At 35.3% G+C, this 22,108-nt stretch carries 19 protein-coding genes; 13 read left to right on the top strand and 6 right to left on the bottom strand.

Annotated elements, in window-relative coordinates:
• Window positions 1–8: 8 nt before the first annotated feature.
• Both H3T54_RS08620 and adhP read right to left on the bottom strand, forming a co-directional pair.
• Window positions 9–1,457, bottom strand: coding sequence for an APC family permease (locus tag H3T54_RS08620; protein WP_110448699.1), 1,449 nt, complete (start codon window positions 1,455–1,457; stop codon window positions 9–11).
• Window positions 1,458–1,630: 173 nt separating this feature from the next.
• Window positions 1,631–2,662, bottom strand: coding sequence for an alcohol dehydrogenase AdhP (adhP, locus tag H3T54_RS08615; protein WP_198201427.1), 1,032 nt, complete (start codon window positions 2,660–2,662; stop codon window positions 1,631–1,633).
• 347 nt (window positions 2,663–3,009) lie between these two features.
• Between adhP and H3T54_RS08610 the strand changes: the two genes are divergently transcribed.
• The 6 genes from H3T54_RS08610 to H3T54_RS08585 are packed head-to-tail and all read left to right on the top strand — an operon-like array spanning window position 3,010 to window position 9,748.
• On the top strand, window positions 3,010–4,605 hold the full coding sequence (locus H3T54_RS08610) for an ABC transporter substrate-binding protein (RefSeq protein WP_198222101.1): 1,596 nt from the start codon (window positions 3,010–3,012) through the stop codon (window positions 4,603–4,605).
• 14 nt (window positions 4,606–4,619) lie between these two features.
• On the top strand, window positions 4,620–5,597 hold the full coding sequence (locus H3T54_RS08605; RefSeq protein WP_198222099.1) for an ABC transporter permease: 978 nt from the start codon (window positions 4,620–4,622) through the stop codon (window positions 5,595–5,597).
• Between the two features lie 2 nt (window positions 5,598–5,599).
• On the top strand, window positions 5,600–6,430 hold the full coding sequence (locus tag H3T54_RS08600; RefSeq protein WP_086363462.1) for an ABC transporter permease: 831 nt from the start codon (window positions 5,600–5,602) through the stop codon (window positions 6,428–6,430).
• Complete coding sequence (locus H3T54_RS08595; protein WP_198222097.1) at window positions 6,427–8,067, top strand: ABC transporter ATP-binding protein; 1,641 nt, start codon at window positions 6,427–6,429, stop codon at window positions 8,065–8,067. The genes H3T54_RS08600 and H3T54_RS08595 overlap by 4 nt, the downstream gene beginning before the upstream one ends.
• Window positions 8,068–8,079: 12 nt before the next feature.
• Window positions 8,080–8,931: a VOC family protein gene (locus H3T54_RS08590; protein WP_198201431.1), complete on the top strand. Its 852-nt coding sequence runs from the start codon at window positions 8,080–8,082 to the stop codon at window positions 8,929–8,931.
• 16 nt (window positions 8,932–8,947) lie between these two features.
• On the top strand, window positions 8,948–9,748 hold the full coding sequence (locus H3T54_RS08585; RefSeq protein WP_198222095.1) for a pyrroline-5-carboxylate reductase: 801 nt from the start codon (window positions 8,948–8,950) through the stop codon (window positions 9,746–9,748).
• Window positions 9,749–9,819: 71 nt separating this feature from the next.
• Here H3T54_RS08585 and H3T54_RS08580 read toward each other — a convergent pair whose 3' ends face one another.
• Complete coding sequence (locus H3T54_RS08580) at window positions 9,820–11,139, bottom strand: MFS transporter (RefSeq protein WP_198222093.1); 1,320 nt, start codon at window positions 11,137–11,139, stop codon at window positions 9,820–9,822.
• A gap of 184 nt (window positions 11,140–11,323) precedes the next feature.
• Between H3T54_RS08580 and H3T54_RS08575 the strand changes: the two genes are divergently transcribed.
• The gene (locus tag H3T54_RS08575; RefSeq protein WP_198222091.1) at window positions 11,324–12,364 is read left to right on the top strand and encodes a tagatose 1,6-diphosphate aldolase; all 1,041 of its coding nucleotides are present in this window, start codon (window positions 11,324–11,326) and stop codon (window positions 12,362–12,364) included.
• Between the two features lie 146 nt (window positions 12,365–12,510).
• Here H3T54_RS08575 and grxB read toward each other — a convergent pair whose 3' ends face one another.
• Both grxB and H3T54_RS08565 read right to left on the bottom strand, forming a co-directional pair.
• Window positions 12,511–13,161, bottom strand: coding sequence for a glutaredoxin 2 (grxB, locus tag H3T54_RS08570; RefSeq protein ID WP_198201435.1), 651 nt, complete (start codon window positions 13,159–13,161; stop codon window positions 12,511–12,513).
• Window positions 13,158–13,784 carry a Pr6Pr family membrane protein gene (locus H3T54_RS08565; RefSeq protein WP_198201436.1) on the bottom strand — a complete coding sequence of 209 codons (627 nt, stop codon included), beginning with the start codon at window positions 13,782–13,784 and terminating at the stop codon, window positions 13,158–13,160. Before H3T54_RS08565 ends, grxB begins: the two co-directional genes overlap by 4 nt.
• A 209-nt stretch (window positions 13,785–13,993) precedes the next feature.
• On the opposite strand from H3T54_RS08565, the gene xerD reads away from it, so the two are divergent.
• From xerD to H3T54_RS08535, 6 genes are all read left to right on the top strand, one after another.
• Entirely contained in the window at window positions 13,994–14,908 is a 915-nt protein-coding gene (gene xerD, locus H3T54_RS08560) for a site-specific tyrosine recombinase XerD (RefSeq protein ID WP_198201437.1), read from the top strand.
• Between the two features lie 26 nt (window positions 14,909–14,934).
• On the top strand, window positions 14,935–15,639 hold the full coding sequence (dsbC, locus tag H3T54_RS08555; protein WP_110448686.1) for a bifunctional protein-disulfide isomerase/oxidoreductase DsbC: 705 nt from the start codon (window positions 14,935–14,937) through the stop codon (window positions 15,637–15,639).
• Between the two features lie 80 nt (window positions 15,640–15,719).
• On the top strand, window positions 15,720–17,453 hold the full coding sequence (recJ, locus tag H3T54_RS08550) for a single-stranded-DNA-specific exonuclease RecJ (protein WP_198222089.1): 1,734 nt from the start codon (window positions 15,720–15,722) through the stop codon (window positions 17,451–17,453).
• A 121-nt stretch (window positions 17,454–17,574) separates the two neighbouring features.
• Window positions 17,575–18,969, top strand: coding sequence for a UDP-N-acetylmuramate:L-alanyl-gamma-D-glutamyl-meso-diaminopimelate ligase (gene mpl / locus H3T54_RS08545; RefSeq protein WP_198222087.1), 1,395 nt, complete (start codon window positions 17,575–17,577; stop codon window positions 18,967–18,969).
• Window positions 18,970–19,039: 70 nt separating this feature from the next.
• Window positions 19,040–19,765, top strand: a complete 726-nt coding sequence (locus H3T54_RS08540) for an NAD(P)H-hydrate epimerase (protein WP_198222085.1) — start codon at window positions 19,040–19,042, stop codon at window positions 19,763–19,765.
• The gene (locus tag H3T54_RS08535) at window positions 19,711–20,523 is read left to right on the top strand and encodes an NAD(P)H-hydrate dehydratase (protein WP_198222279.1); all 813 of its coding nucleotides are present in this window, start codon (window positions 19,711–19,713) and stop codon (window positions 20,521–20,523) included. Before H3T54_RS08540 ends, H3T54_RS08535 begins: the two co-directional genes overlap by 55 nt.
• 117 nt (window positions 20,524–20,640) lie before the next feature.
• On the opposite strand, the gene H3T54_RS08530 is transcribed toward H3T54_RS08535, so the two are convergent.
• The gene (locus H3T54_RS08530) at window positions 20,641–21,999 is read right to left on the bottom strand and encodes an L-serine ammonia-lyase (RefSeq protein WP_198222083.1); all 1,359 of its coding nucleotides are present in this window, start codon (window positions 21,997–21,999) and stop codon (window positions 20,641–20,643) included.
• Window positions 22,000–22,108: the final 109 nt, after the last annotated feature.

Genomic DNA, 22,108 nt, shown 5'->3' with positions numbered 1-22,108 from the left:
CTTAACGATTATTTGATTACAAAATAACCGTAAGCGATTAAACCTAAAACAATAATAATTGAAGATATTGCAATCATATACTTGGTTTTAAATTGGTATTTCTTTACTTCACCAAGTGAAAGTTCAATATGTTTATTTTTATTATCAAAATAGTAATAAAGAGGCAAACCAATTAAAGTTAACACAATTGAAGCAATCCCATTTACTGTTTGGTGAATTAACATACCATATATAACATAGCCAGCGCCTAAAATAGCGATAAGAGGAATAACTGGGTAACCAATGACTTTATAAGGTCTTGGGATATCAGCAAATTTTTTCCTGGCGATAATTACCCCAATAAATGTCAATAGATAAAAAACCCAAATAGAGAACATTGAGATTTCAGATAAACGATCAGCATCAAGCAGGGTTGAATAAAGGAATGAAAAAACAACCAATATAATAATTGCATTCACTGGTGAACGGCTATCGTCATCAATGGTACTTAAAAATTTTGCTCCAATGATGGTTCCTCGCTCTCCCATACTAAAAATAGTTCGAGATAAAGTCATGATATAACCATTAATACCACCAAGAATTGAAACCATTATACCAACAGCAACTAAATTACCGCCTAAATGTCCAAACATACGTTGTGAAGCAACTGCTGAAGCGTCATGACCAAGCGTAACCATTTCTTGTACCGGAAATATCTTAAATAACGCAATATTGATACAAGCATAAACAATCACTAAAAATATTATGCCGAGAATAATTGCTTTAGGTAATACTTTTGATGGATTACGAATTTCACCAGCAACAGATGCAACCTGTGCCCATCCATCATAAGCAAATAATGTTGCCAATATTGCCACTGCAAATGGTGCGTAAGTTTCAATACCTTGTCCACTAGCACTAAATAATGCAACTTGACCATTACCTTTCCATAATCCAAATATGGCTAACAACAAAATTGGAACAAGCTTACAAAAGGTAGCAATCGTTTGTAGATAGCCAGCCTGTTTTACACCAATTGAATTAATGCATGCAATAAGCCCCAAAACACCAGCGCTTACCGCCATACGATAGGCATCATTGATCCCAAATAATAAACAAAATACAGAACTAAAATAACCAACCAAAGCCCCAACTAAGGATGGAGCAAAAAGTACAGTGATCATCCAACCATATAAATGAGAAACTTTAGCACCATAAATTTTTTCTAAATAAACCAGCATGCCCCCAGTTTTCGGGAACATAACCCCTAGTTCACATAACGTTAAACCACCACAAATTGAAAAAACTCCACCAATAATCCACGCTAATAAAGCAAAATTATAATCGCCAGCGACTTCTAATACAGCAGGTGGTTTCATAAATGCACCAGCGCCTAAAACCATTCCAACAACGAGTGATAATGCAGAAACTAAACCAAGATCTTTCCGCAAATTATTCTCTAAATTGTGTTCAGACATAAATAACCTCTTAAACTGATCAATAAAGCAAAATTTGCCTATAATAGGACTTTATTTATAAAAAACAAGCAAGATTAATTTTAATAGAAAAAAAGCTTTCCAGATCAGAAGTTACTGTCAATAAAAAAGTCAGCATAAAGCTGACTTTCAATAAGTTAATGATGCAATAATTACTATTTTTTCTTCATTTTCATATCAATAACCATACGACCACGAATTTTACCTGCTTTCATTTCGTCAATCATATCATTAATATCTTCAAGAGGACGTTTTTCTACAATTGGTACAACTTTACCTTCAGCACTAAAACGAAATGCTTCCGCTAAATCTTCACGAGTACCAACTAATGAGCCGAGCACTTGAATACCATCTAGAACTGTCTTAGGAATACTTAAATCCATTGTTTCAGAAGGTAGACCCAATGCAACAACTCGTCCTAATGGACGTACAGAACCAATAGCCTGATTAAATGCTGTTTTAGTAACTGAAGTGACCACCGCACCATGCACACCACCATCGGTATGTTCTTTTATGTAAGCACCAACATCAGCCACTTTTTTAGGATTAACCACTAAATCAGCGCCAAGTTTCTTACACAACTCTAGCTGACTATCACTGTTACTAATCGCTACAACTTTATTGTTGAAAACATTTTTACCATATTCGATAGCCAAAGTACCAAGCCCACCAATACCAAATACAGCCAACCATTGACCCGGTTTAGTATCGGCTACTTTTATGCCTTTATAAGTAGTCACCCCAGCACAAGTCACACTAGTTGCTTGGGCTGGATCAAGTCCATCGGGGACTTTTACCGCATAATCAGCTTTGACAATACATTGTTCAGCCATACCACCATCGACACTATAACCTGAGTTTAAAGCACTTCGGCAAAATGTTTCGTTACCCGATATACAATATTCACAGGTACCACAACCTGCATGGAACCATGCAATACTAACACGATCTCCAACCTTCAAACTTTTTACATCAGGTGCAATTTTAGTCACAATACCCACACCTTCATGGCCAATTACTCGACCAGGTTTTTTACCGAAATCGCCAGCAGCAACATGAAGATCAGTATGACAAAGCCCACAATACTCAACCTCAACTAAAGCTTCTCCTGCCTCTAATGGGCGAACCGGAATGTCTTTAATTTCTACTTGACCATCGCATTCTTGTTTAATAACTGCAGCTTTCATTTATTTCTCCTAGAATAATTACAATTTTAAAAAATCATTGATTACATTTTAAACCATTTATTTAGAAAAAATATGCGCTATTTCACATTTATAACTAAAAATAAAAATTAATTTTTCATGTCTATATAAATAGGGACTAAATCTCAATAATCAAATCAGATACCGGCATTCAATAGTAAAAAAATCAAATATATTAAACAGATAATCTAAATATATAACTAAAAGTAATATAAATATTCGATATCGGCATTTCTCATCTTTCCTGAAAATTTTTATAGTGGAATTCTAGAAATTTTTCATACTTTGAAATATTCAAAATATGGTAGCAACTATTGTAAGGAGCACACATGGATTTATTTAATATTAAAAAAACTTTTTTTATAGGTTTATTCTCAATTTTGTTACCATTTTATTCACTGGCTGATGAAAAAACACCACAATATGGTGGAACACTAGTTGTTCATTACTCAGGTGAACAAAGGATTCTCAATCCAGCTCTACGCGCTTCAACTGGTGTATATGAAGTATCAGGAAAAGTAGTTGAATCACTGGTAGATCTTGATCAAAATGGGCAAATTATTCCCGTCCTTGCTACATCATGGACATCATCGCCGGATGGAAAAACAATAACATTTAAATTACGTGAAGGCGTTAAATGGCACGACGGCAAATCATTTACATCACAGGATGTAAAATATAATGCGCTGGAATTTTGGAAGAAAAGATTAAATTTTTCAACTGCATTGCAACTTAATTTAACTTCTGTCGATACCCCTGATGACTATACTGTAGTCTTCAATTATTCTCGTCCAATGCCGTTAGATTTACTATTAAGAGCACTCGTCGATCTTGGCTATGTGGTACCCAAACATTTATATGAAGGAACTGACGTCCTAAATAATCCTTATAATACGGCACCAATTGGGACAGGACCTTTTAAATTTGTTGAATATCAGCGAGGCCAACATATTATTGTTGAACGTAATACGGACTACTGGCGAAAAGGTTATCCTTATTTAGACAAGATAATTTGGCGTATTATTGATGATAATTCTTCAGCATCTGCTGCATTAGAAAGTGGACAAATTGATTTAAGTACCTACTCAAAACTAAGTCTTGCCGATATTAATCGATTCAAGCAAAACGAAAAATTTGCAGTACTAACTAAGGGCTCACAAGCTAATATTTTTAATAACACTTTGGAATTTAACTTCCGTAATCCTATCATTGCTAACTTAAATGTTCGCAAAGCAATTGTCCAATCGCTTGATATCTCTTTTTTTACTGAAGATTTCTTATATGGTTTTGGAAAACCAGCAACAGGAATTATTCCTTCATCAAATACCTTTTATCCCATAAACAGTAAAATCGTTTACCCTTTTGATAGAGAGAAAGCCGAACAATTATTAGATGAAGCCGGCTATAAACGAAAATCTGATGGTAATCGTTTTACTTTAAAATTAGTACATATCAATAATGGTGAAGATGTCCCACTTTTTGCAACTTTCATTCAACAATCTTTAGCTGAAATTGGCATTAACGTGGTTATCGTCAATCTCGATACCGCAGGTGCTTTAAATGCTGTTTATAAACTCCACGATTTTGATATTGCAACGGGTTGGCATCAATATAGAGGTGATCCTGCAGTATCAACAACAGTTTGGCTGCGTTCAGGTAGCCCTGATGGTGCACCTTGGACCAATCAATATGGTTGGAAATCTGATACCGTCGACCAATTAATTGATAATGCTGCAACTGAAATAGATCCAACCAAACGTAAAGCGCTTTATACTCAGTTGGTCGATATCATAAATGCTGAACTGCCTCTGTGGTTTGCTACTGAACGAGAATTCATCTCGGTTGTGAATACTAAAGTACACAATCATCACAATACCGCACGTTGGCCATCAAGTAGCTGGTTTGATGTATGGATAGAACATTAAATTGAGGTGAAATGATGACGCATATACTTACTCTTGCACTTAGACGACTGATAACCACTATACCAGCATTGGTTATCATTCTAATCACACTATTTTTGTTATTGCAATTAGCACCTGGTGATACAGTCGATGCATTGTTAGCCCAAATTGGTGGCGCCGAATCGAGTGTAATTGACGAAATGCGTCATTATTATGAACTAGATCAATCCACAAGCTCTCGATTGCTAAACTATTTATGGCGATTAGTTCATTTAGATTTAGGTCAATCTGCAATCTATAACAAGCCGGTAAGCCATATGATTTTAGAACGCTTACCTGCTACATTATTATTAATGATCAGCGCAATGTCATTAGCGTTTACCTGTGGCACAATTCTTGGCATTTTATCTGCCCAAAAAGTCAATCGTTGGCCTGATACTTTGATTTCTATATTAGGACTGATTTTTTATTCCACTCCATCCTTTTGGTTAGCATTAATGGGAATAGTTTTCTTTTCAATTTATTTAAATTGGTTACCTCCTAGTGGATTTGGCAGTATAGAGCAATCCTTAACTGGATTTTCAGCAATACTTGATATTGCATGGTATTTAATTCTACCAACAATAACTTTAGCTTTAGTTTATCTAGCAATCTATTTGCGCATCATGCGTGCATCCCTACTTGAGGTATCTACTCTAGATTTTGTTAAAACGGCTAAAGCCAAAGGATTAAGCAGTCGCAAAATATTAGTCAATCACGTTTTACGTAATGCAATGTTACCAATGATAACCTTAATCGGCTTACAAGCTGGAACCATGTTAGGTGGTTCAGTTGTCATTGAGACAATTTTTGCCATCCCAGGATTAGGCCGCCTAGCCTATGATTCTGTTGTACAACGAGATCTAAATACGTTACTCGGCGTAGTATTTATTTCTGCAATATTAGTTATTTTTATTAATTTTATTGTCGATATGCTTTATGCCAAACTTGATCCACGAATTACAGGACATTAATAATGGCGATATTAAAAGATTATTTCCGCAGTCCAATCGCTAGAATTGGCACAATTTTACTGGTATTAATTATTATCATTGCCTTAACTGCTGATTGGATTTTCCCAGGTAACCCACTTCGTTTAGCTGGCCGTCCTTTACAATGGCCATTTTCCAATCCTAAATTTATCCTAGGAACCGATCAAGCAGGACGCAATATTGCCGCACAACTTTTTCATGGTGCTAAGGTATCGCTTATTATTGGGCTTATCTCTACATTGATAGCAATGGTTATCGGGGTGATCATTGGCGCCATCGCTGGGTTCTATGGCCGATGGGTTGATGACATACTTATGCGCCTGACAGAAGCATTCCAAATTTTACCAAATTTTTTACTTTTGTTAGTTGCAGTGGCGGTATTTGGTTCAACCATAAATATTGTAGTGATTGCAATTGGCGTGGTTTCTTGGCCACCTGTTGCAAGACTAACTCGAGCCGAATTTTTATCATTACGCAATCGTGAATTTGTCCAAGCAGGCAAAACTATTGGTATGAGTTCAACTAGACTTATGTTTAAAGAAATCTTACCTAATGCATTACCACCGGTAATTATGTATGCCAGTGTTATTTTATCTACTTCGATATTAATGGAAAGTGCACTTGCCTTTTTAAATCTTTCTGATCCGAATATTTCCTCATGGGGAAATCTAGTTGGGAATGGGCGTCTGGTATTACGTCAACAATGGTATGTTTCAGCTATTCCGGGAATAGCAATATTATTAACTGTTTTATCGACGTCATTAGTAGGACAAGGAATAAATGATGCACTCAACCCGAGGTTAAAAAAGAGATGAATCAAAAAAAACTATCTATTAAAAATTTAACCATAACTTTACCTCAAGGTTCGGATCGAAAATATGCTGTTAATGATGTATCACTAGATCTTTATGCTAATGAAATACTATGTATCGTCGGTGAAAGTGGGTCGGGTAAATCTTTATTATCTAATGCAATCATGGGACTATTACCTGAAGGGGTTACGGCTTCTCAAGGTGAAATCGATTTCGATGGCAATAATTTACTCACCTATAATGACGAACAAATGCGTAAAATCCGTGGTGCGCATATCGGCATGGTATTTCAAGATCCCATGACAGCATTAAATCCATTAAAAACCATCGCTAACCAAATTAGTGAAATGTTTACCATACATACTAATTTAAGTAAAAAAGATATTAATCAGAAAGTTATATCCTTGTTAACAGATGTGCAAATGCCAAATTCTATATCGGTTGCTAATGCTTATCCTCACCAGCTTTCTGGAGGACAACGTCAACGAGCTATGATTGCCATGGCCTTAGCATTAGAACCGGCTATTTTAATTGCCGATGAACCAACAACTGCTTTAGATGTTACAACTCAAGCTTGCATTTTAAAACTGATTAGCGAATTACAATCACGTAAAGGAACAGCGGTCTTATTTATTACTCATGATTTTGGTGTAGTCGCCGATATTGCAACTCGCGTTGCGGTTATGCAACAAGGACAGATTGTTGAGCAAGGCGTTGCGGAGGAACTATTAAATCATCCCAACCATCATTATACACAAGGATTAATTGCTGCAGTTCCACCACTTACGCCAGGAGATGTTCGTCTTATTAACAAGGAAATTATTCTAGAAGTAAATAATCTTTCAAAGGTTTATCACAAAAGTAGTTTTTTCAAAAAAAATCGGCGCACAACCTATGCTGTGAATGATGTGAGTTTTAAGTTACATAAAGGTAGTACGTTGGGAATTGTTGGCGAGAGTGGTTCAGGTAAATCAACATTAGCCAGATGTATCATTAAATTATTGGAAATAGATAGTGGTCAAATCCACTTTGAAAAAGAAGATATTAGTAACTTAAAAGGTAATAAACTTAAACACTATGCACGTCATATCCAGATGGTATTTCAAGATCCTTATGCATCATTAAATCCTCGTCGAAAAGTCGGTGACCAAGTTACTATTGGGCCAATACTGCACGGAATAACCAAACAAGACGCAATAAAGAAAGCAAAAGAGTTATTCAACATGGTTGGCTTAGAAAGTGAAGCGTTAAACCGTTACCCTCATGAGTTTTCAGGAGGACAACGACAACGAATAGGACTTGCTCGAGCACTCGCATTGGAACCTAAAATATTGATTGCCGATGAACCTGTGTCAGCACTTGATGTTTCAGTACAAGCACAAGTACTGGAACTATTAAGCGAATTACGTAAAAAACTTGGCTTAACAGTGCTATTTATTACCCATGATCTGCGAGTTGCTGCACAAATTTGTGATCATATTCTGGTAATGAAATCAGGCAAAATTGTTGAGCAAGGTATCGCATCACAAGTCTTTTTAAATCCATCGCAACCTTACACCAAAAATTTATTGGCTGCGGTACCAGGAAAAGGTTGGAATCCACCTCGACTAATTGATATGTCCCCTGCTATTCATATTTAAGGAGTGAATATAATGACAACACTTACCCCACAAATTGATCATGTTGTAATCACCGTATCAGATCAGCTTAATAAAGCAAATTTTCAATATCAAAAGCTGGGTTTTACCATCACCCCACGAGGACACCATTCGTTAGGCACCAGTAACAATTTAGCCATTTTTTCGACTACCTATCTTGAACTTTTAGGTTTTGAACCGCAAAATGCCAATAAAGTTGATAAAAGTTGGCGGTTTGCTAATGGACTAACTGGCTTGGTCTTTAAAACCTCAAATGCCGATGAGCTTTATCAACAACTCGTTAATAATGGTATAAAAGTTGAGGGTGAAGAACCGCGATCCTTTTATAGACCAGTCGAATTAAATGATGGCACATTAGCTGATGCTTGTTTCAAAACTGTCAGACTTGATCCTACTTATACACCAAATGGACAAATCTTTTTTTGTGACCAATTAACACCAGAATTAGTGTGGCGTAAAGAATGGCAAAACCATCCAAATGGGGTAATCAATATTAATCAAGTTATCATTGAAGCTCAAAATCCCCTTTCCTCAATTAAGTTACTTGAAAAAACATTTCCGTCGGCAAAAATTATCGATGTCGACGGAGGCGTTCGGCTAAAAGCGGATGACAAATATATCGATTACCTTACACCAAGCGCAACACAGCGTCTTTTTGGCTCATCCTTAAGCAAAGCGAACAATGACCAAGATCGTAAAGTTGCTTTAGGTTTTACAACCAAATCATTATCACAAACTCAACAAGCCCTTGAGAGTGGGAAAATAAAATTTGATTTACAAAATAATACTATTGTCGTACCAGCTAGTGAAACATATGGTGTTGTTATGATTTTTAGCCAATTATAAACAGGAACCGATAAATATGAGTAAAATTTTATTTATAGGCAGTGGCCATATGTCGGAAGCGATTATTAGAGCATTAATAAAAAATAAAGCGTATGAGCCAGAAAATATCTTAGTGAACGATATTGTTAAATCTCGTTTAGACTATTTACAATTAACTTATGGAGTTACACCTACTAGCAAAATAGTCAATACAGATATTATTGTGTTAGGGGTGCGACCTCAAGATTCGTGGAGTGACATTGTTCAACAATTTGGCACTAATAACAGAAATACCATTATCATTTCAATTATTGCTGGAGTCACAATTGCGCAAATAAAAGCATCATTAAAAGTCGATATCCCTGTTATTAGAACGATTCCCAACACACTCACCGATAGCGGTTTTGGTTATTCAGGTATTGCTACCGATGTTAATGAGCAGGAAGTTGCAAAACAGAAATCTGTTACTCAATTTTTCAATAGCTTTGGGAAACTAGAATATATTGATGAATCACTACTAGATATTTTTACTGGTTATGCGGTTGCAGGACCTAATTATATATATTATTTTTACGAATCTCTTGTTGATGCAGGTGTTTTAGTGGGCTTACCCCGAGACATGGCCAAACGAATTGCTCTTGAAAATTTGCACGGTGCAGCCTCAATGCTGCAATTGAGTCAAAAACATCCAAGACAATTACTCGATATAAATAATTCACCTGCTGGGGTGGGTATACACAGTTTGTATGAACTTAATAACAGTGACTTCGCAGCAGGATTACAGCGCAGTGTTAAAGCTGGTGTAATACGAACAGTTGAGCTTGGCAAAAATCAGTGAAATAGTCTAAATATGATTTTTGAGGAACATAAAAAAACTGTTCCTCAAAATTTTTCTTTACCTATCAGAAGTTAAGCAATATCTTTTGCCACATATTTTTGGCTATTGTTATTAACTAATAAGAACAGTCCGATTAATGCGCCTAATACAAATAATCCAACCACATAAATGGCCGGTGCCATTTTACTAACAAAATCACTAAAAAATGAGATCAGTAATGGGGTTAAACCACCAGCAATAGCGTAAGCCATATTAAATGAAAAAGATACACCACTATAGCGAACCTGAGTTGGGAATACCTTAACCATAAAATAAGCAAAAGAGCCAACAATTCCGACACTAAAACCGGCTAAGAAATAAGTAATAAAGAGAAGATTTGCGTTTTCTAATGATAAATAAAATATAGCAATCATGATAGCAGCAATACTACAACCAATAACCAGCACTTTGCCCATTGCAAATTTATCCATCATCATGCCATAAAACGTACAACTAATGATAAGTCCAATGATAGCTAATATATTACCTTGTAAAGCGTCAATTGCCGAAAAACCAAATTGCTTTTGTAATAAAATTGGAGTCATTAACATTATCACCATAATACCGGCAGATAACACCCAAGTTAGTAACATTGATAAAATAGTTTGTGGTAAATACTGAGTTAAAACGGTTATCACAGGTAATTTTTTAGATAATTCTTCATTCTTACGTTTTTGAATTTCTAGAAAAATAGGTGTCTCTTTTAACCAACGGCGAAGATACATGGCAATTAAACCAAAGATACCACCAATAATGAATGGAATTCGCCAGCCCCAATCATTCATTTGTTCTATTGATACACTTTTACTCATTATGGTTGATACTAATGAACCCAGCAAAATACCTAAACTTAAACCACTAGTTAAAATACCACAGGCTAGGCCAATTTTGTTTTTAGGTACATGTTCAGCAACAAATGTCCACGCCCCAGGCACTTCACCACCTACTGCGAGCCCCTGGCATAATCGCATCATTAAGAGTAATAATGGTGCAAAAATACCGATATTGGCATAAGTAGGCAAACAACCAATAAATAATGTTGGTAACGCCATTAATAGAATACTAAGTGTAAACATTCTTTTGCGACCAAACATATCACCAAAGTGAGCCATCACAATACCACCAAAAGGACGAATCAAATAACCAGCAGCAAATATGCCAAAAGTTTGAACTTGACTTAACCATGCAGGCATATCATCCGGAAAAAATAGATGGCTTATCGTAATTGAAAAAAAGACAAATATAATAAAATCATAAAATTCTAATGCACCACCTAATGCTGATAGGGCTAACGTTTTATAATCTTGATTATTTAATGTTCGCATATTTGTAACTATTGCTGAATCTGGCATAATCATCCCTGTAAATATTTTTTTACACACAGTCTATTAATCTGTACCAATATACCGTAACAAATTGCCATTTAAAAGAAAATATCAAAAAGTTCACACAAAATTAAAACTAGCACTAAATGATTAATAATTGGCCAAATAAAAACCTACAATGAAAAAATCTTATTAAATGGAGAGTTTTAAAATGGCAACAAAACGCATTTCTCGTGGAAAATTCAACCGTATGCAACAATTATCTAACCAGGATGGCGTAATTGCAGCATTAGCAATCGATCAACGTGGTTCAATGGTAAAAATGATGCAAAATGCTGTAGGTCAAGAACGTTATAATATTGATATGGTGTATGAATTTAAAGAGCTTGTTTCTCAGGAATTAACCAAATATGTTAGTGCCATTTTACTGGATGAAGAACTCGGTTTTAAAGGCATGGCAGCAAAAAATAAAAATGCTGGTTTAATTATGTCTTATGAAAAAACTGGATACGATGCCAATACACCAGGACGTTTACCAGATATTTTACCGGAAGATTCACTTCAACGCCTAATTCAAAAAGGTGCTGATGCAGCGAAAGTACTGGTCTATTATAATCCTGACGATCCGCAAGATATTTTAGATAAAAAACACGCCTTTTTAGAACGTTTAGGCAATGAAGCGAGGGCGGCCGATATTCCGGTATTTGTTGAACCTATTGTTTATGATAACGTGGTAACTGATGATAAAAGCCCTGAATTCGCAAAAATAAAACCACAAAAAGTTATCAAGACAATTGAAGAATTTACTAAAGATCACTATTACATTGATATACTTAAAGTTGAAGTGCCAGTATTATTCAAAAACGTTGCAGGATTTAACGATAGTAATCCAGTAGTTTATTCACAACAAGAAGCTGCCGATTATTTCAAACAAGCAAGTGATGTTGCTACTCGTCCTTTCATCTATTTAAGTGCAGGCGTACCAACCAAAACTTTCCATGAAGAACTCATTTTTGCCGGTGAACATGGTGCCAAATATAGCGGTATTCTGGGTGGTCGAGCCACTTGGTTTGAAGGGATTGAGGCATATGCAAAAAATGGTAAAGACGGTTTAAAACATTGGCTTGATACCATCGGACGTGAAAATGTTGAACAACTTAATAAGATTTTAAAACAATATGCAACCCCTTGGTACGATGTATATGGTGGAAAAAACAAGCTTGAAATTATTGATCTTAAATTAAGTAATTAATCGTTTTTGTAGAGATTTATATAAATAACTTTAATAACAGATAAGAGTACAAGTTTTATCCTATTTTTCTTGTACTCTTCTTATTAATGAACAATTTGCATATCAGCTAATCATCAGCCCCACATGCAATTGAATTCTATTTTTTATTAAACCGCCTGATCAAAAAACAGATTTACCTTACTTAGCTCAGACATTGACTCTAAATAGGCTTTAATTTTAGTAGGAAAAATAAGACCCTTAACACAGGTTAGATTACGTAATATCGGGAATAAACATATATCATCCCAAGATAATGTGCCATTACATGCATTCGACGTCACAATTAATGGTTCAAGCTGATTTAATAAATCAGATATCTTAGCAATTAATGTTTCAGTTTCTGCAAGACAATCAGCAAACGAACCCAATTTTTTACTCTTATTAGTAATAAAATTATCAATAGCAGCTTGAGTGGCAAATTCAGCCAAGCCTAATTTTACATATCGAGGACACTCTAACTTATAATCATATTGTTGAAATTGTTTAATTAATGCTTCTATTTCTGGATTTTTAGCTCCAATTAAGACAGGGCTTTCACCGTAATTACTATCAACATAAGCAACAATATCAAGACTTTCTGGCATATAGCTGCCATCTTCCTTTTGTAAGATCGGCACCATTTTTTCACCAATCATACTTGTTGGTGATTTAACGTCATCACTGAGAAAGACATGCTGTTCAACTGAAATATTTTTTAAACCAAAAATCATTCTTGCCCGTACACAAAAAGGACAATGTTCATAAATATACAATTTCATATTCTTCTCCTAAAACAATCAATGGCCCATAACAAAAGAGCCAGCCCTAAAAACAGCACAAAAACCGATCCTGCAGCATATAGCGCTTTAATATATCCAACCCTAACCACATTAATAAAAGGATATGGATATTGATTAGTAAGATAACCTCGTATAAAAATATAAATACCATAAATTAACATCGACAAAAACGAGCCAACAATGACATTAAATTGAATACGTCGAAATGGTCCCCAAACTAACCAACTTAATACGCCAATAATCGGTAGAATCACATGTAAACTTTCATTGGCAAATTGTAATAACGTATTAGGTGGTTTATGTATTCCCCTTAAAATTAAGTTATAAACTATCGCGGTTATAATCACCCCGACTAAACCATTCAAGCGTATCACCTTGAAACTATATCGATTACAGTTAGGATTGAAAGTTAAGCATAGGCAACTAAATGCCAACATTAGATTAGAAAGTACTGTAAAAAAACTGTAGTAAAATATTATTCGCCCAGTTGGAGTACTTGGTTGCCACGGTCTCAGCTTTGTATGCCAATAAATATAAGTTTCAAGACCAATAATAAAAAAAGCATATAACGCAATAAAAAGATTAATATTTCGTTTTAACATAACTTATTATAAAAAATAACAGATAATTCAGTATATAGTAGGCTATAGAAAAGATACAAAATATTATTTCAATATCAACTAAAGTTAATTTTTTCATTAATTAAACGTTTCGTTTTTATGCATTCCAAACACAATAATAATGTGACAACTTCAAGTTATTGACAGTTAGTATATAATGTTAACAACTATTAAAAATGAGTTGGCTTTTAATGTCTGATAAAGATATATCATCACAAAATAAAATATTAATTGAACAATTTCTAGACTCAATTTGGTTAGAACGAAATCTTGCTGAAAACACGATTGAATCTTACAAACTTGATCTTCTTGCACTAAGCCAATCACTACAATTACAACAAGTTAATTTTCTCACAGCACAATCCATTAACTTACAAGAATTTTTACTACAACGAGTTAAAGATGGTTATAAAGCGAGTAGTTCGGCACGTTTATTGAGTGCGACTAAACGTTTCTTCCAATATCTATATCAAGAAAACTATCGTACCGATGATCCATCAGCTATATTGTCATCACCCAAATTACCCAAAAAGTTACCTAAAGACTTAACTGAATTACAGGTTGATGCCCTACTAGAATCACCAAGTATTGATGATCCAATTGAGCTGAGAGATAAAGCTATGTTAGAGGTGCTTTATGCTACAGGATTACGAGTTTCAGAATTAGTTAACTTAGAAATTAGTGACGTCAGCCTAAGGCAAGGAGTAGTACGAGTTGTAGGCAAAGGCAATAAAGAACGTTTAGTTCCTTTAGGTGAAGAAGCAATCTATTGGCTTGAATACTATTTCAAATATGCGCGCAATGATCTACTAAAAAATGGCCCAGTTGATGTGCTTTTTCCAAGTCGTTTAGGCAAGAAAATGACACGACAGACATTCTGGCATAGAATCAAATATTATGCCATACTAACCGGCATTAATATCGAAGCCCTTTCACCTCATGTACTTAGGCACGCCTTTGCAACGCATCTGCTTAATCATGGCGCCGATTTACGAGTAGTACAAATGTTACTAGGGCACAGTAGTTTATCAACTACACAAATTTATACACATGTTGCAACAGAAAGATTAAAACAATTGCACAGCAAACATCATCCTCGTGCATAACAGTTTAGATAACTAAGGATAACTGAATGAAAAAATTAGTCATAAGTTTAGGTTTAGCATTAATCTCAACTTCAGTATTAGCCAATAACGCCGATATAACCAAATCGATGGAAAAATTAGGTTTTTCTAATAAAGAAATTACTATCGAAAATAACCCAGTACAAGGTTTAAAAAGTGTTATAACTCCTGAGGGCATTTTCTATGTAACAGATGATGGTAAATTTTTAACTCAAGGACCAATCTATAGTCTTGAAGGCGGTGAACCAGTAAATATTGCTAACAGTAATAACTTAAAATTAATGAAATCAATTGAAAAAGATGCCATTGTTTATAAAGCACCAAAAGAAAAATATATTATTTCGGTTTTCACCGATTACACTTGTCACTATTGTAAATTACTTCATGAAAATATAAATCAATACTTAGATGCGGGTATCTCTGTGCACTATTTTGCCTTTCCTCGAGCCGGTGCTAATAGTGATGTAGGTAAAAATATGCAATCTATTTGGAGTGTTGCCGATCGTAAAGCTGCTTTTGATAATGCCTATAAGGGTAATTCAATTTCTCCAGCAAATAGCATGGTACCTTATGTAACACAACAATTTAACGTTGGTAAAAAATTAGGTATCAGTGGTACTCCTGCATTAGTACTACCTGATGGACAATTAGTTTCAGGCTATGTCCCTGCTGATAAATTAATCGAAATTTTAAAAAAGAAAGCAAAAAATTAATAAGTTATAATTTATAGCAATTAAAATTTAAATATAAAATAAGAAAAGTATGTTAGCGCACGTGCGCTAACATTTAAAATATGAAAAATAAATTAACACACCGCCAATTACCTGAAGCGTTACCTGAATTGTCACCGGATATCCCACTCTTATTGCAACGAGTCTATGCATTACGTGGAATAACATCTATGCAAGAGTTAGATTATACAACGCGTAACTTATGTAATTATGACAACTTAGATGGTACCCAAACCGCTGTCGAAATTGTTTATTCAGCTATGCAGAATAACAAGCGGATTATGATTGTCGGTGATTTTGATACTGATGGTGCAACCAGTACTGCACTAACGGTAAAAGCGTTAAAAAAGATGGGATGCCAACATGTCGATTATATCATTCCTAATCGATTTGATGATGGATATGGTTTAAGTATAAGTGTTATAAAAAGAGCACTGTTAAAAAAAGCCGATCTAATTATTACTGTTGATAATGGTGTTTCCGCTATTGAAGCGGTTGAATTTGCAAAACAATCAAACTTAACTGTAATCATTACTGACCATCACTTATGTCCTGAGCAATTACCAGCAGCTGATGCAATCATTAATCCTAATTTACCAAACTGCTCTTTTCCATCTAAGCACTTAGCTGGTGTCGGTGTTGCATTTTATTTTATGTCAGCTTTACGAGCAAAATTACGCCAAGAAAACTGGTTCAGAACACATAATTTAGAAGAATACAACCTCGCTAGTTTATTAGATTTAGTCGCGTTAGGAACTATTGCTGATGTGGTAAAACTCGATCACAATAACCGAATATTGGTTCACCAAGGTATTAATCGAATCCGATCTGGTTATTGTTGTGCAGGAATAAAAGCACTATTACATATTGCTCGAAAAGATCCCGTATCCTTTACCTCAACCGATCTAGCTTATTATATTGCCCCACGGCTTAATGCAGCAGGGCGAATGGATAACATGTCTCTTAGCGTTGAATTATTGTTATGTGACGACTACGATAGTGCTCTCAAACAAGCTAGTGATTTAGATATGCTAAATAATGATCGTAAGTTAATTGAACAGACGATGTATAAAGAAGCATTATCCTATATCCAAGAGTTAGAGCAACAACAATCTTCTTTCCCAAACTTATTAGTTGTCTATCATCCTGAATGGCACCAAGGTATCATTGGCATCTTATCAGCTCGTTTAAAAGATAAACATTATCGGCCAGTTATTTGCTTTGCATCTACTGAAGAAGGGATACTAAAAGGTTCAGGACGATCAATAGCCGGTATTCACTTACGAGATTTACTTGATGAACTGGATCAAAACCATCCCGATCTTCTGGTGAGTTTTGGTGGACATGCAATGGCGGTCGGATTAAGCATTCGCGAAAACGATTTAGAACGATTTCGAAAACATTTTGAAACACTAATAGATAAACGTTTAAATGCCAATACGCTTGAACAAATAATAGAAACCGATGGTGAGATAGACAGCCAAGATTTTAATTATGCGATGGCTAAACAATTAAAAGAATCGGGTCCATGGGGCGAAGGATTTACAGAACCGACATTCGATGGCGATTTTATTGTCCATCAACAACGTTTATTTGCTGAAAAACACCTTAGATTAGTATTAGAACCGAAAAACAGTGGCCCAATTATTGAAGGCATATGTTTCAATGTAAATTTAACGCAATGGCCAGATAATACAATAAAAAATGTAAAAATTGTCTATCAATTAGATGTTGATGACTTTCGAGGAAATCAGACGGCAAAATTGATGATTAGACATATTTGGCCTATCGCATAAGCGATTAAAATCGACTATAATTATAATTTTCTACAAAAATCAAATCAGTTAACTAAAAATACTGGCAACAGATAAGTTTTATCATCAGTACAATATTTTATACAACATTAAGGACCAAAAAATGCATATTCATATTCTTGGGATTTGTGGCACATTCATGGGAGGCATTGCATTAATCGCTCGCTCATTGGGTCATAAAGTCACGGGTTCAGACAAAAATGTTTACCCACCAATGAGTACGCTGCTACAAAAAGAACATATTGATATTATTGAAGGAGATGACCCTTCACAATTAAACCCTACTCCTGATCTGGTGATTATTGGTAATGCGTTATCAAGAGGAAATCCTTGTGTTGAATATATTTTAGACAAAAATATTCCTTATGTTTCTGCACCTCAATGGCTACATGACAACGTTTTACGCGAACGCTGGGTGATTGCGGTTGCTGGAACGCATGGTAAAACAACCACTGCCGGTATGGTTAACTGGATTTTAGAAAAACAAGGTTATAACCAAGGTTTTGTCATTGGTGGCGTACCTGGTAATTTTGAAGTATCAGCAAGACTAGGTGAAGGTAACTTTTTCGTTATTGAAGCCGATGAATATGATTGTTCGTTTTTTGATAAGCGTTCTAAATTTATGCATTATTGCCCAAAAACATTAATTATGAATAATTTGGAATTTGATCATGCAGATATTTTTGATGACCTTAGTTCAATTCAAAAACAATTCCATCATTTAGTTCGTTTAGTGCCAAGTAAAGGGTTGATAATTTCACCGCAAGAAGATGTCAATTTAAAACAAGTTTTAGCAAAAGGTTGTTGGAGTGAACAATCATTCACCGAATCAGAAAATGGTTGGATGGCGAAAAAAATCGCTAATGATGCTAGCCAGTTTGCCGTTTACTTTAACAATGAACAGGTTGGTGAAGTTAACTATTCTCTTGTTGGTGAACACAATATGCATAATGCCTTAATGGCTATTGCCGCGGCACATAATGTAGGTATTAAACCAGCTGATGCTTGTTTAGCACTGGGATCGTTTTTGAATGCCAAAAGACGTTTAGAGTTATACGGCGAAGTTAATGATATAGAGATTTATGATGATTTTGCCCATCACCCAACTGCAATATTAGCGACTTTAGAAGCGTTACGCAGCAAAATTGGTGCAAATCGACGAATATTGGCAGTATTAGAGCCTCGTTCGAATACCATGAAACTAGGCATATCGAAAGATGAACTGGCGCCATCATTAGGTCGTGCAGATGAAATATATATGTTTCAACCAGAACAACTACCTTGGTTAGTTGCCGATGTGGTTGATGCTTGTATTCAACCGGCTTATTGGTCTGGTGATATTGATTTATTAGTTGAGATGATTACTAAATCAGCTAAACCAACTGATGCAATTTTGATTATGAGTAATGGTGGTTTTAATGGTATTCATAATAAAATTTTAGAAAACTTAAAAAAACAACAATTAAAAGATCAATTAGATGAGCAAACATTAATCTAATAATTGATTAATCTACCAATATGATTTTGCCACGCAATGTGGCATATCATATACAGAGAGAGGTAATCTCATGCAATACTTAGTCACCTCATCTGAAATGAAGCATTATGATGCTTATACCGCAAATAAAATTGGCTTACCTTCACTAGTATTAATGGAACGAGCAGCATTAGCCGTTGTAAATCAACTTAATGAAAACGGCTATAATTTAAATAAAGTTGCGGTAGTGTGTGGATATGGTAATAATGGCGGTGACGGTATTGCTGTAGCTCGCTTACTCAAATTACAACATATTGATGTTGATGTGTATTTAATTGGTCAAGTAGAACATGCATCGAAGGAAACACTACAACAAATTAAAATAGCACAGCATTATAATATCAATTTTATCACTTCACTCCCCAAATGCTTTACTGAATATACCACTATCATTGATGCTATTTTTGGTATAGGACTTAATCGTATAGTGAGCGGCGATTTTGTTCATGCCATTGAGCAGATAAATCAGTGCGATACCGATGTTCTTGCTATTGATATTCCGTCGGGACTTTGTAGCAATACAGGTAAAATACTTGGTGTTGCGGTCAAAGCAAAACAAACTGTCACTTTTGCCTACGCAAAAGTTGGTTTATCGCTTCATCCGGGGGCTGAATTAGCAGGTGAAATCACTATTGCCGATATCGGCATCTATGCAGATACTCCAGCCAGTCATTATACTTATCAATCTAATGAGTTGAGTAAATTATTCCGCAAAGATCAAACAATAGTCATAAAGGTAGTTATGGCAAAGTATTAGTTATCGCTGGTTCCGAAAATATGTCTGGAGCCGCCTACTTTTCAGCTAAAGCAGCATATAAAACTGGAGCTGGATTAGTACATATTTACACCCCTATGTGCAATCGTGATATTTTATTAACCCAAATTCCCGAAGTTCTATTAACCCCATTTATTACCAATAAAATTGATATAAAAAAACTTGATGAACTAATAAATTGGGCTTCAGTCGTTGTTATTGGACCTGGCATGGGGGTATCCGATGATACTCATAAAATCTTATCGTATGTATTACAGCATGCAAGGATTCCAGTAATCATTGATGCTGATGGGCTTAATACGTTAGTACCTAATTTAAGATTATTGAAACAAGCACAGTCAACTATTATTGTTACCCCTCATTTGGGAGAAATGGCAAGGCTAGTTAAACAACCAATTGAAGCTATTAAAAATAATTTAGTCGACACGGCTAAAAAATTTGCGCAAGACTATAACGTAGTCTGCGTATTAAAAGATGCAAAAACCATCGTCACAATACCTGAACAAACCACTTATATTAACCAATCTGGTAATTGTGGTATGGCTACTGGCGGTGCTGGTGATGTTTTAACAGGAATAATGGCTGGACTTATAGCTCAACATCTACCGCCATCCAAAGCTGCTCCAGTAAGTGTTTACTTACATGGTTTAGCTGGCGATGTTGCTTCTAAAAAACTAAATAAATACAGTTTATTAGCTAGTGATATAATTGATAGTCTAAACGAGGTACTATCCGTTTAGCTATAAAAATATGGACAATTTTAGTACTCTGCAAAAATATTTCATAAATGAAATCACAGCTATGATTTAATCATAATATTACTGATGATAAATCGTCACATCTCATACGATTCACTATTAACTACAATGAACCGTAATAGCTAGCCCGCCACGAGAAGTCTCTCGATATTTAGCATTCATGTCTTTGCCTGTTTCGTACATAGTTTCAATCACTTTATCAAGCGAAACAATCGCCGCGGTCGTACGTCTTAATGCCATCCGAGTGGCATTAATGGCTTTCACTGCTGCAATCGCATTACGTTCAATACAAGGAACTTGTACTTGACCATCAACGGGATCACAAGTCAAACCTAAGTTATGCTCCATACCAATTTCGGCAGCCATACACACCTGTTGAGGATTACCCCCTAACAATTCAGCTAATCCTGCCGCCGCCATAGAACAAGCCACGCCAACCTCACCTTGACAGCCTACTTCAGCACCAGAAATGGAGGCATTTTTTTGATAGAGTAATCCAATAGCTCCACAGGTTAAAAAGTAACGAATAAAAATATCTGGTGAGACAGGATCAATAAACTTATCGTAATATGCAAGTACAGCAGGAATAATACCGCAAGCTCCATTAGTTGGTGCTGTCACTACCCTACCACCAGCGGCATTCTCTTCACTAACAGCCAGTGCAAACATATTTACCCAATCGATAATAATCATTGGATCATTATTACTTTTACTTGTTAATAATTGACGATACAACGCATTTGCTCGACGAGAAACCTTAAGAGCACCAGGTAATAATCCTTCGGCATTCATGCCTCGCTTAATACAATCAAGCATTGTTTGTCCAACTAAAGAAAAATAATTTACGATTTCCTCATAAGTGTGATGTTGTAACTCATTTTTTAAAACAATACTAGATACCGACAATGAGTTATCATCACAATGCTGCAATAATTGTGCCGCGGTTGCAAAAGGGTAAGGTACATCTATTGCATTCTGATCTTGTAGACCGAACAATTCCTCTTCAACAATTTTACCACCACCCACTGAATAATAAGTCTTTTGCACAATTAGTTCGTCATGATGATAAGCACTTAACGTCATTCCATTTTCGTGTAATGGTAGAAAAGTAGAATGAAATATAATGCTTTGACTGGAAAAATCGACTTGGTATTGACCATTATATATTGGTAGCCGACAGTATTGATTCATAGTTTGAATAATGTGGGGGATCTGATCAATATTAACAGTATCAGGTTTTTCACCTGATAATCCGAGAATAATTGCCACATCAGTATGGTGACCTTTACCTGTCAGTGACAAAGAGCCATAAATATCAGCAACAATTTTAGTCACTAACGGCATTTGCTCATTATTAATAAGTAGATCAATAAATGCCTTACCTGCTCTCATTGGACCAACGGTATGTGAACTAGAAGGACCTATACCAATTTTGAATATATCAAAAACCGAACCCATTTTATCCCTTTTTGTAATCAATGACTTGCTCGTAATTATAGTTAAAAATGACTTATATTTAGTGCTATATTATGGTGATAACAATTGTCGAATCAAGCCATTAATTAAG

Origin of the sequence: Gilliamella sp. B14384G10 (assembly GCF_016101685.1) — a bacterium.
GTDB lineage: Bacteria > Pseudomonadota > Gammaproteobacteria > Enterobacterales > Orbaceae > Gilliamella > Gilliamella apis_A.
This window is presented reverse-complemented; position numbering and strand designations above follow the sequence as displayed.

Coding starts and splice junctions, on each gene's coding strand:
- H3T54_RS08620 (WP_110448699.1), bottom strand. CDS start 1,457: ATGTCTGAACACAATTTAGAGAATAATTTGCGGAAAGATCTTGGTTTA.
- adhP (WP_198201427.1), bottom strand. CDS start 2,662: ATGAAAGCTGCAGTTATTAAACAAGAATGCGATGGTCAAGTAGAAATT.
- H3T54_RS08610 (WP_198222101.1), top strand. CDS start 3,010: ATGGATTTATTTAATATTAAAAAAACTTTTTTTATAGGTTTATTCTCA.
- H3T54_RS08605 (WP_198222099.1), top strand. CDS start 4,620: ATGACGCATATACTTACTCTTGCACTTAGACGACTGATAACCACTATA.
- H3T54_RS08600 (WP_086363462.1), top strand. CDS start 5,600: ATGGCGATATTAAAAGATTATTTCCGCAGTCCAATCGCTAGAATTGGC.
- H3T54_RS08595 (WP_198222097.1), top strand. CDS start 6,427: ATGAATCAAAAAAAACTATCTATTAAAAATTTAACCATAACTTTACCT.
- H3T54_RS08590 (WP_198201431.1), top strand. CDS start 8,080: ATGACAACACTTACCCCACAAATTGATCATGTTGTAATCACCGTATCA.
- H3T54_RS08585 (WP_198222095.1), top strand. CDS start 8,948: ATGAGTAAAATTTTATTTATAGGCAGTGGCCATATGTCGGAAGCGATT.
- H3T54_RS08580 (WP_198222093.1), bottom strand. CDS start 11,139: ATGCCAGATTCAGCAATAGTTACAAATATGCGAACATTAAATAATCAA.
- H3T54_RS08575 (WP_198222091.1), top strand. CDS start 11,324: ATGGCAACAAAACGCATTTCTCGTGGAAAATTCAACCGTATGCAACAA.
- grxB (WP_198201435.1), bottom strand. CDS start 13,161: ATGAAATTGTATATTTATGAACATTGTCCTTTTTGTGTACGGGCAAGA.
- H3T54_RS08565 (WP_198201436.1), bottom strand. CDS start 13,784: ATGTTAAAACGAAATATTAATCTTTTTATTGCGTTATATGCTTTTTTT.
- xerD (WP_198201437.1), top strand. CDS start 13,994: ATGTCTGATAAAGATATATCATCACAAAATAAAATATTAATTGAACAA.
- dsbC (WP_110448686.1), top strand. CDS start 14,935: ATGAAAAAATTAGTCATAAGTTTAGGTTTAGCATTAATCTCAACTTCA.
- recJ (WP_198222089.1), top strand. CDS start 15,720: ATGAAAAATAAATTAACACACCGCCAATTACCTGAAGCGTTACCTGAA.
- mpl (WP_198222087.1), top strand. CDS start 17,575: ATGCATATTCATATTCTTGGGATTTGTGGCACATTCATGGGAGGCATT.
- H3T54_RS08540 (WP_198222085.1), top strand. CDS start 19,040: ATGCAATACTTAGTCACCTCATCTGAAATGAAGCATTATGATGCTTAT.
- H3T54_RS08530 (WP_198222083.1), bottom strand. CDS start 21,999: ATGGGTTCGGTTTTTGATATATTCAAAATTGGTATAGGTCCTTCTAGT.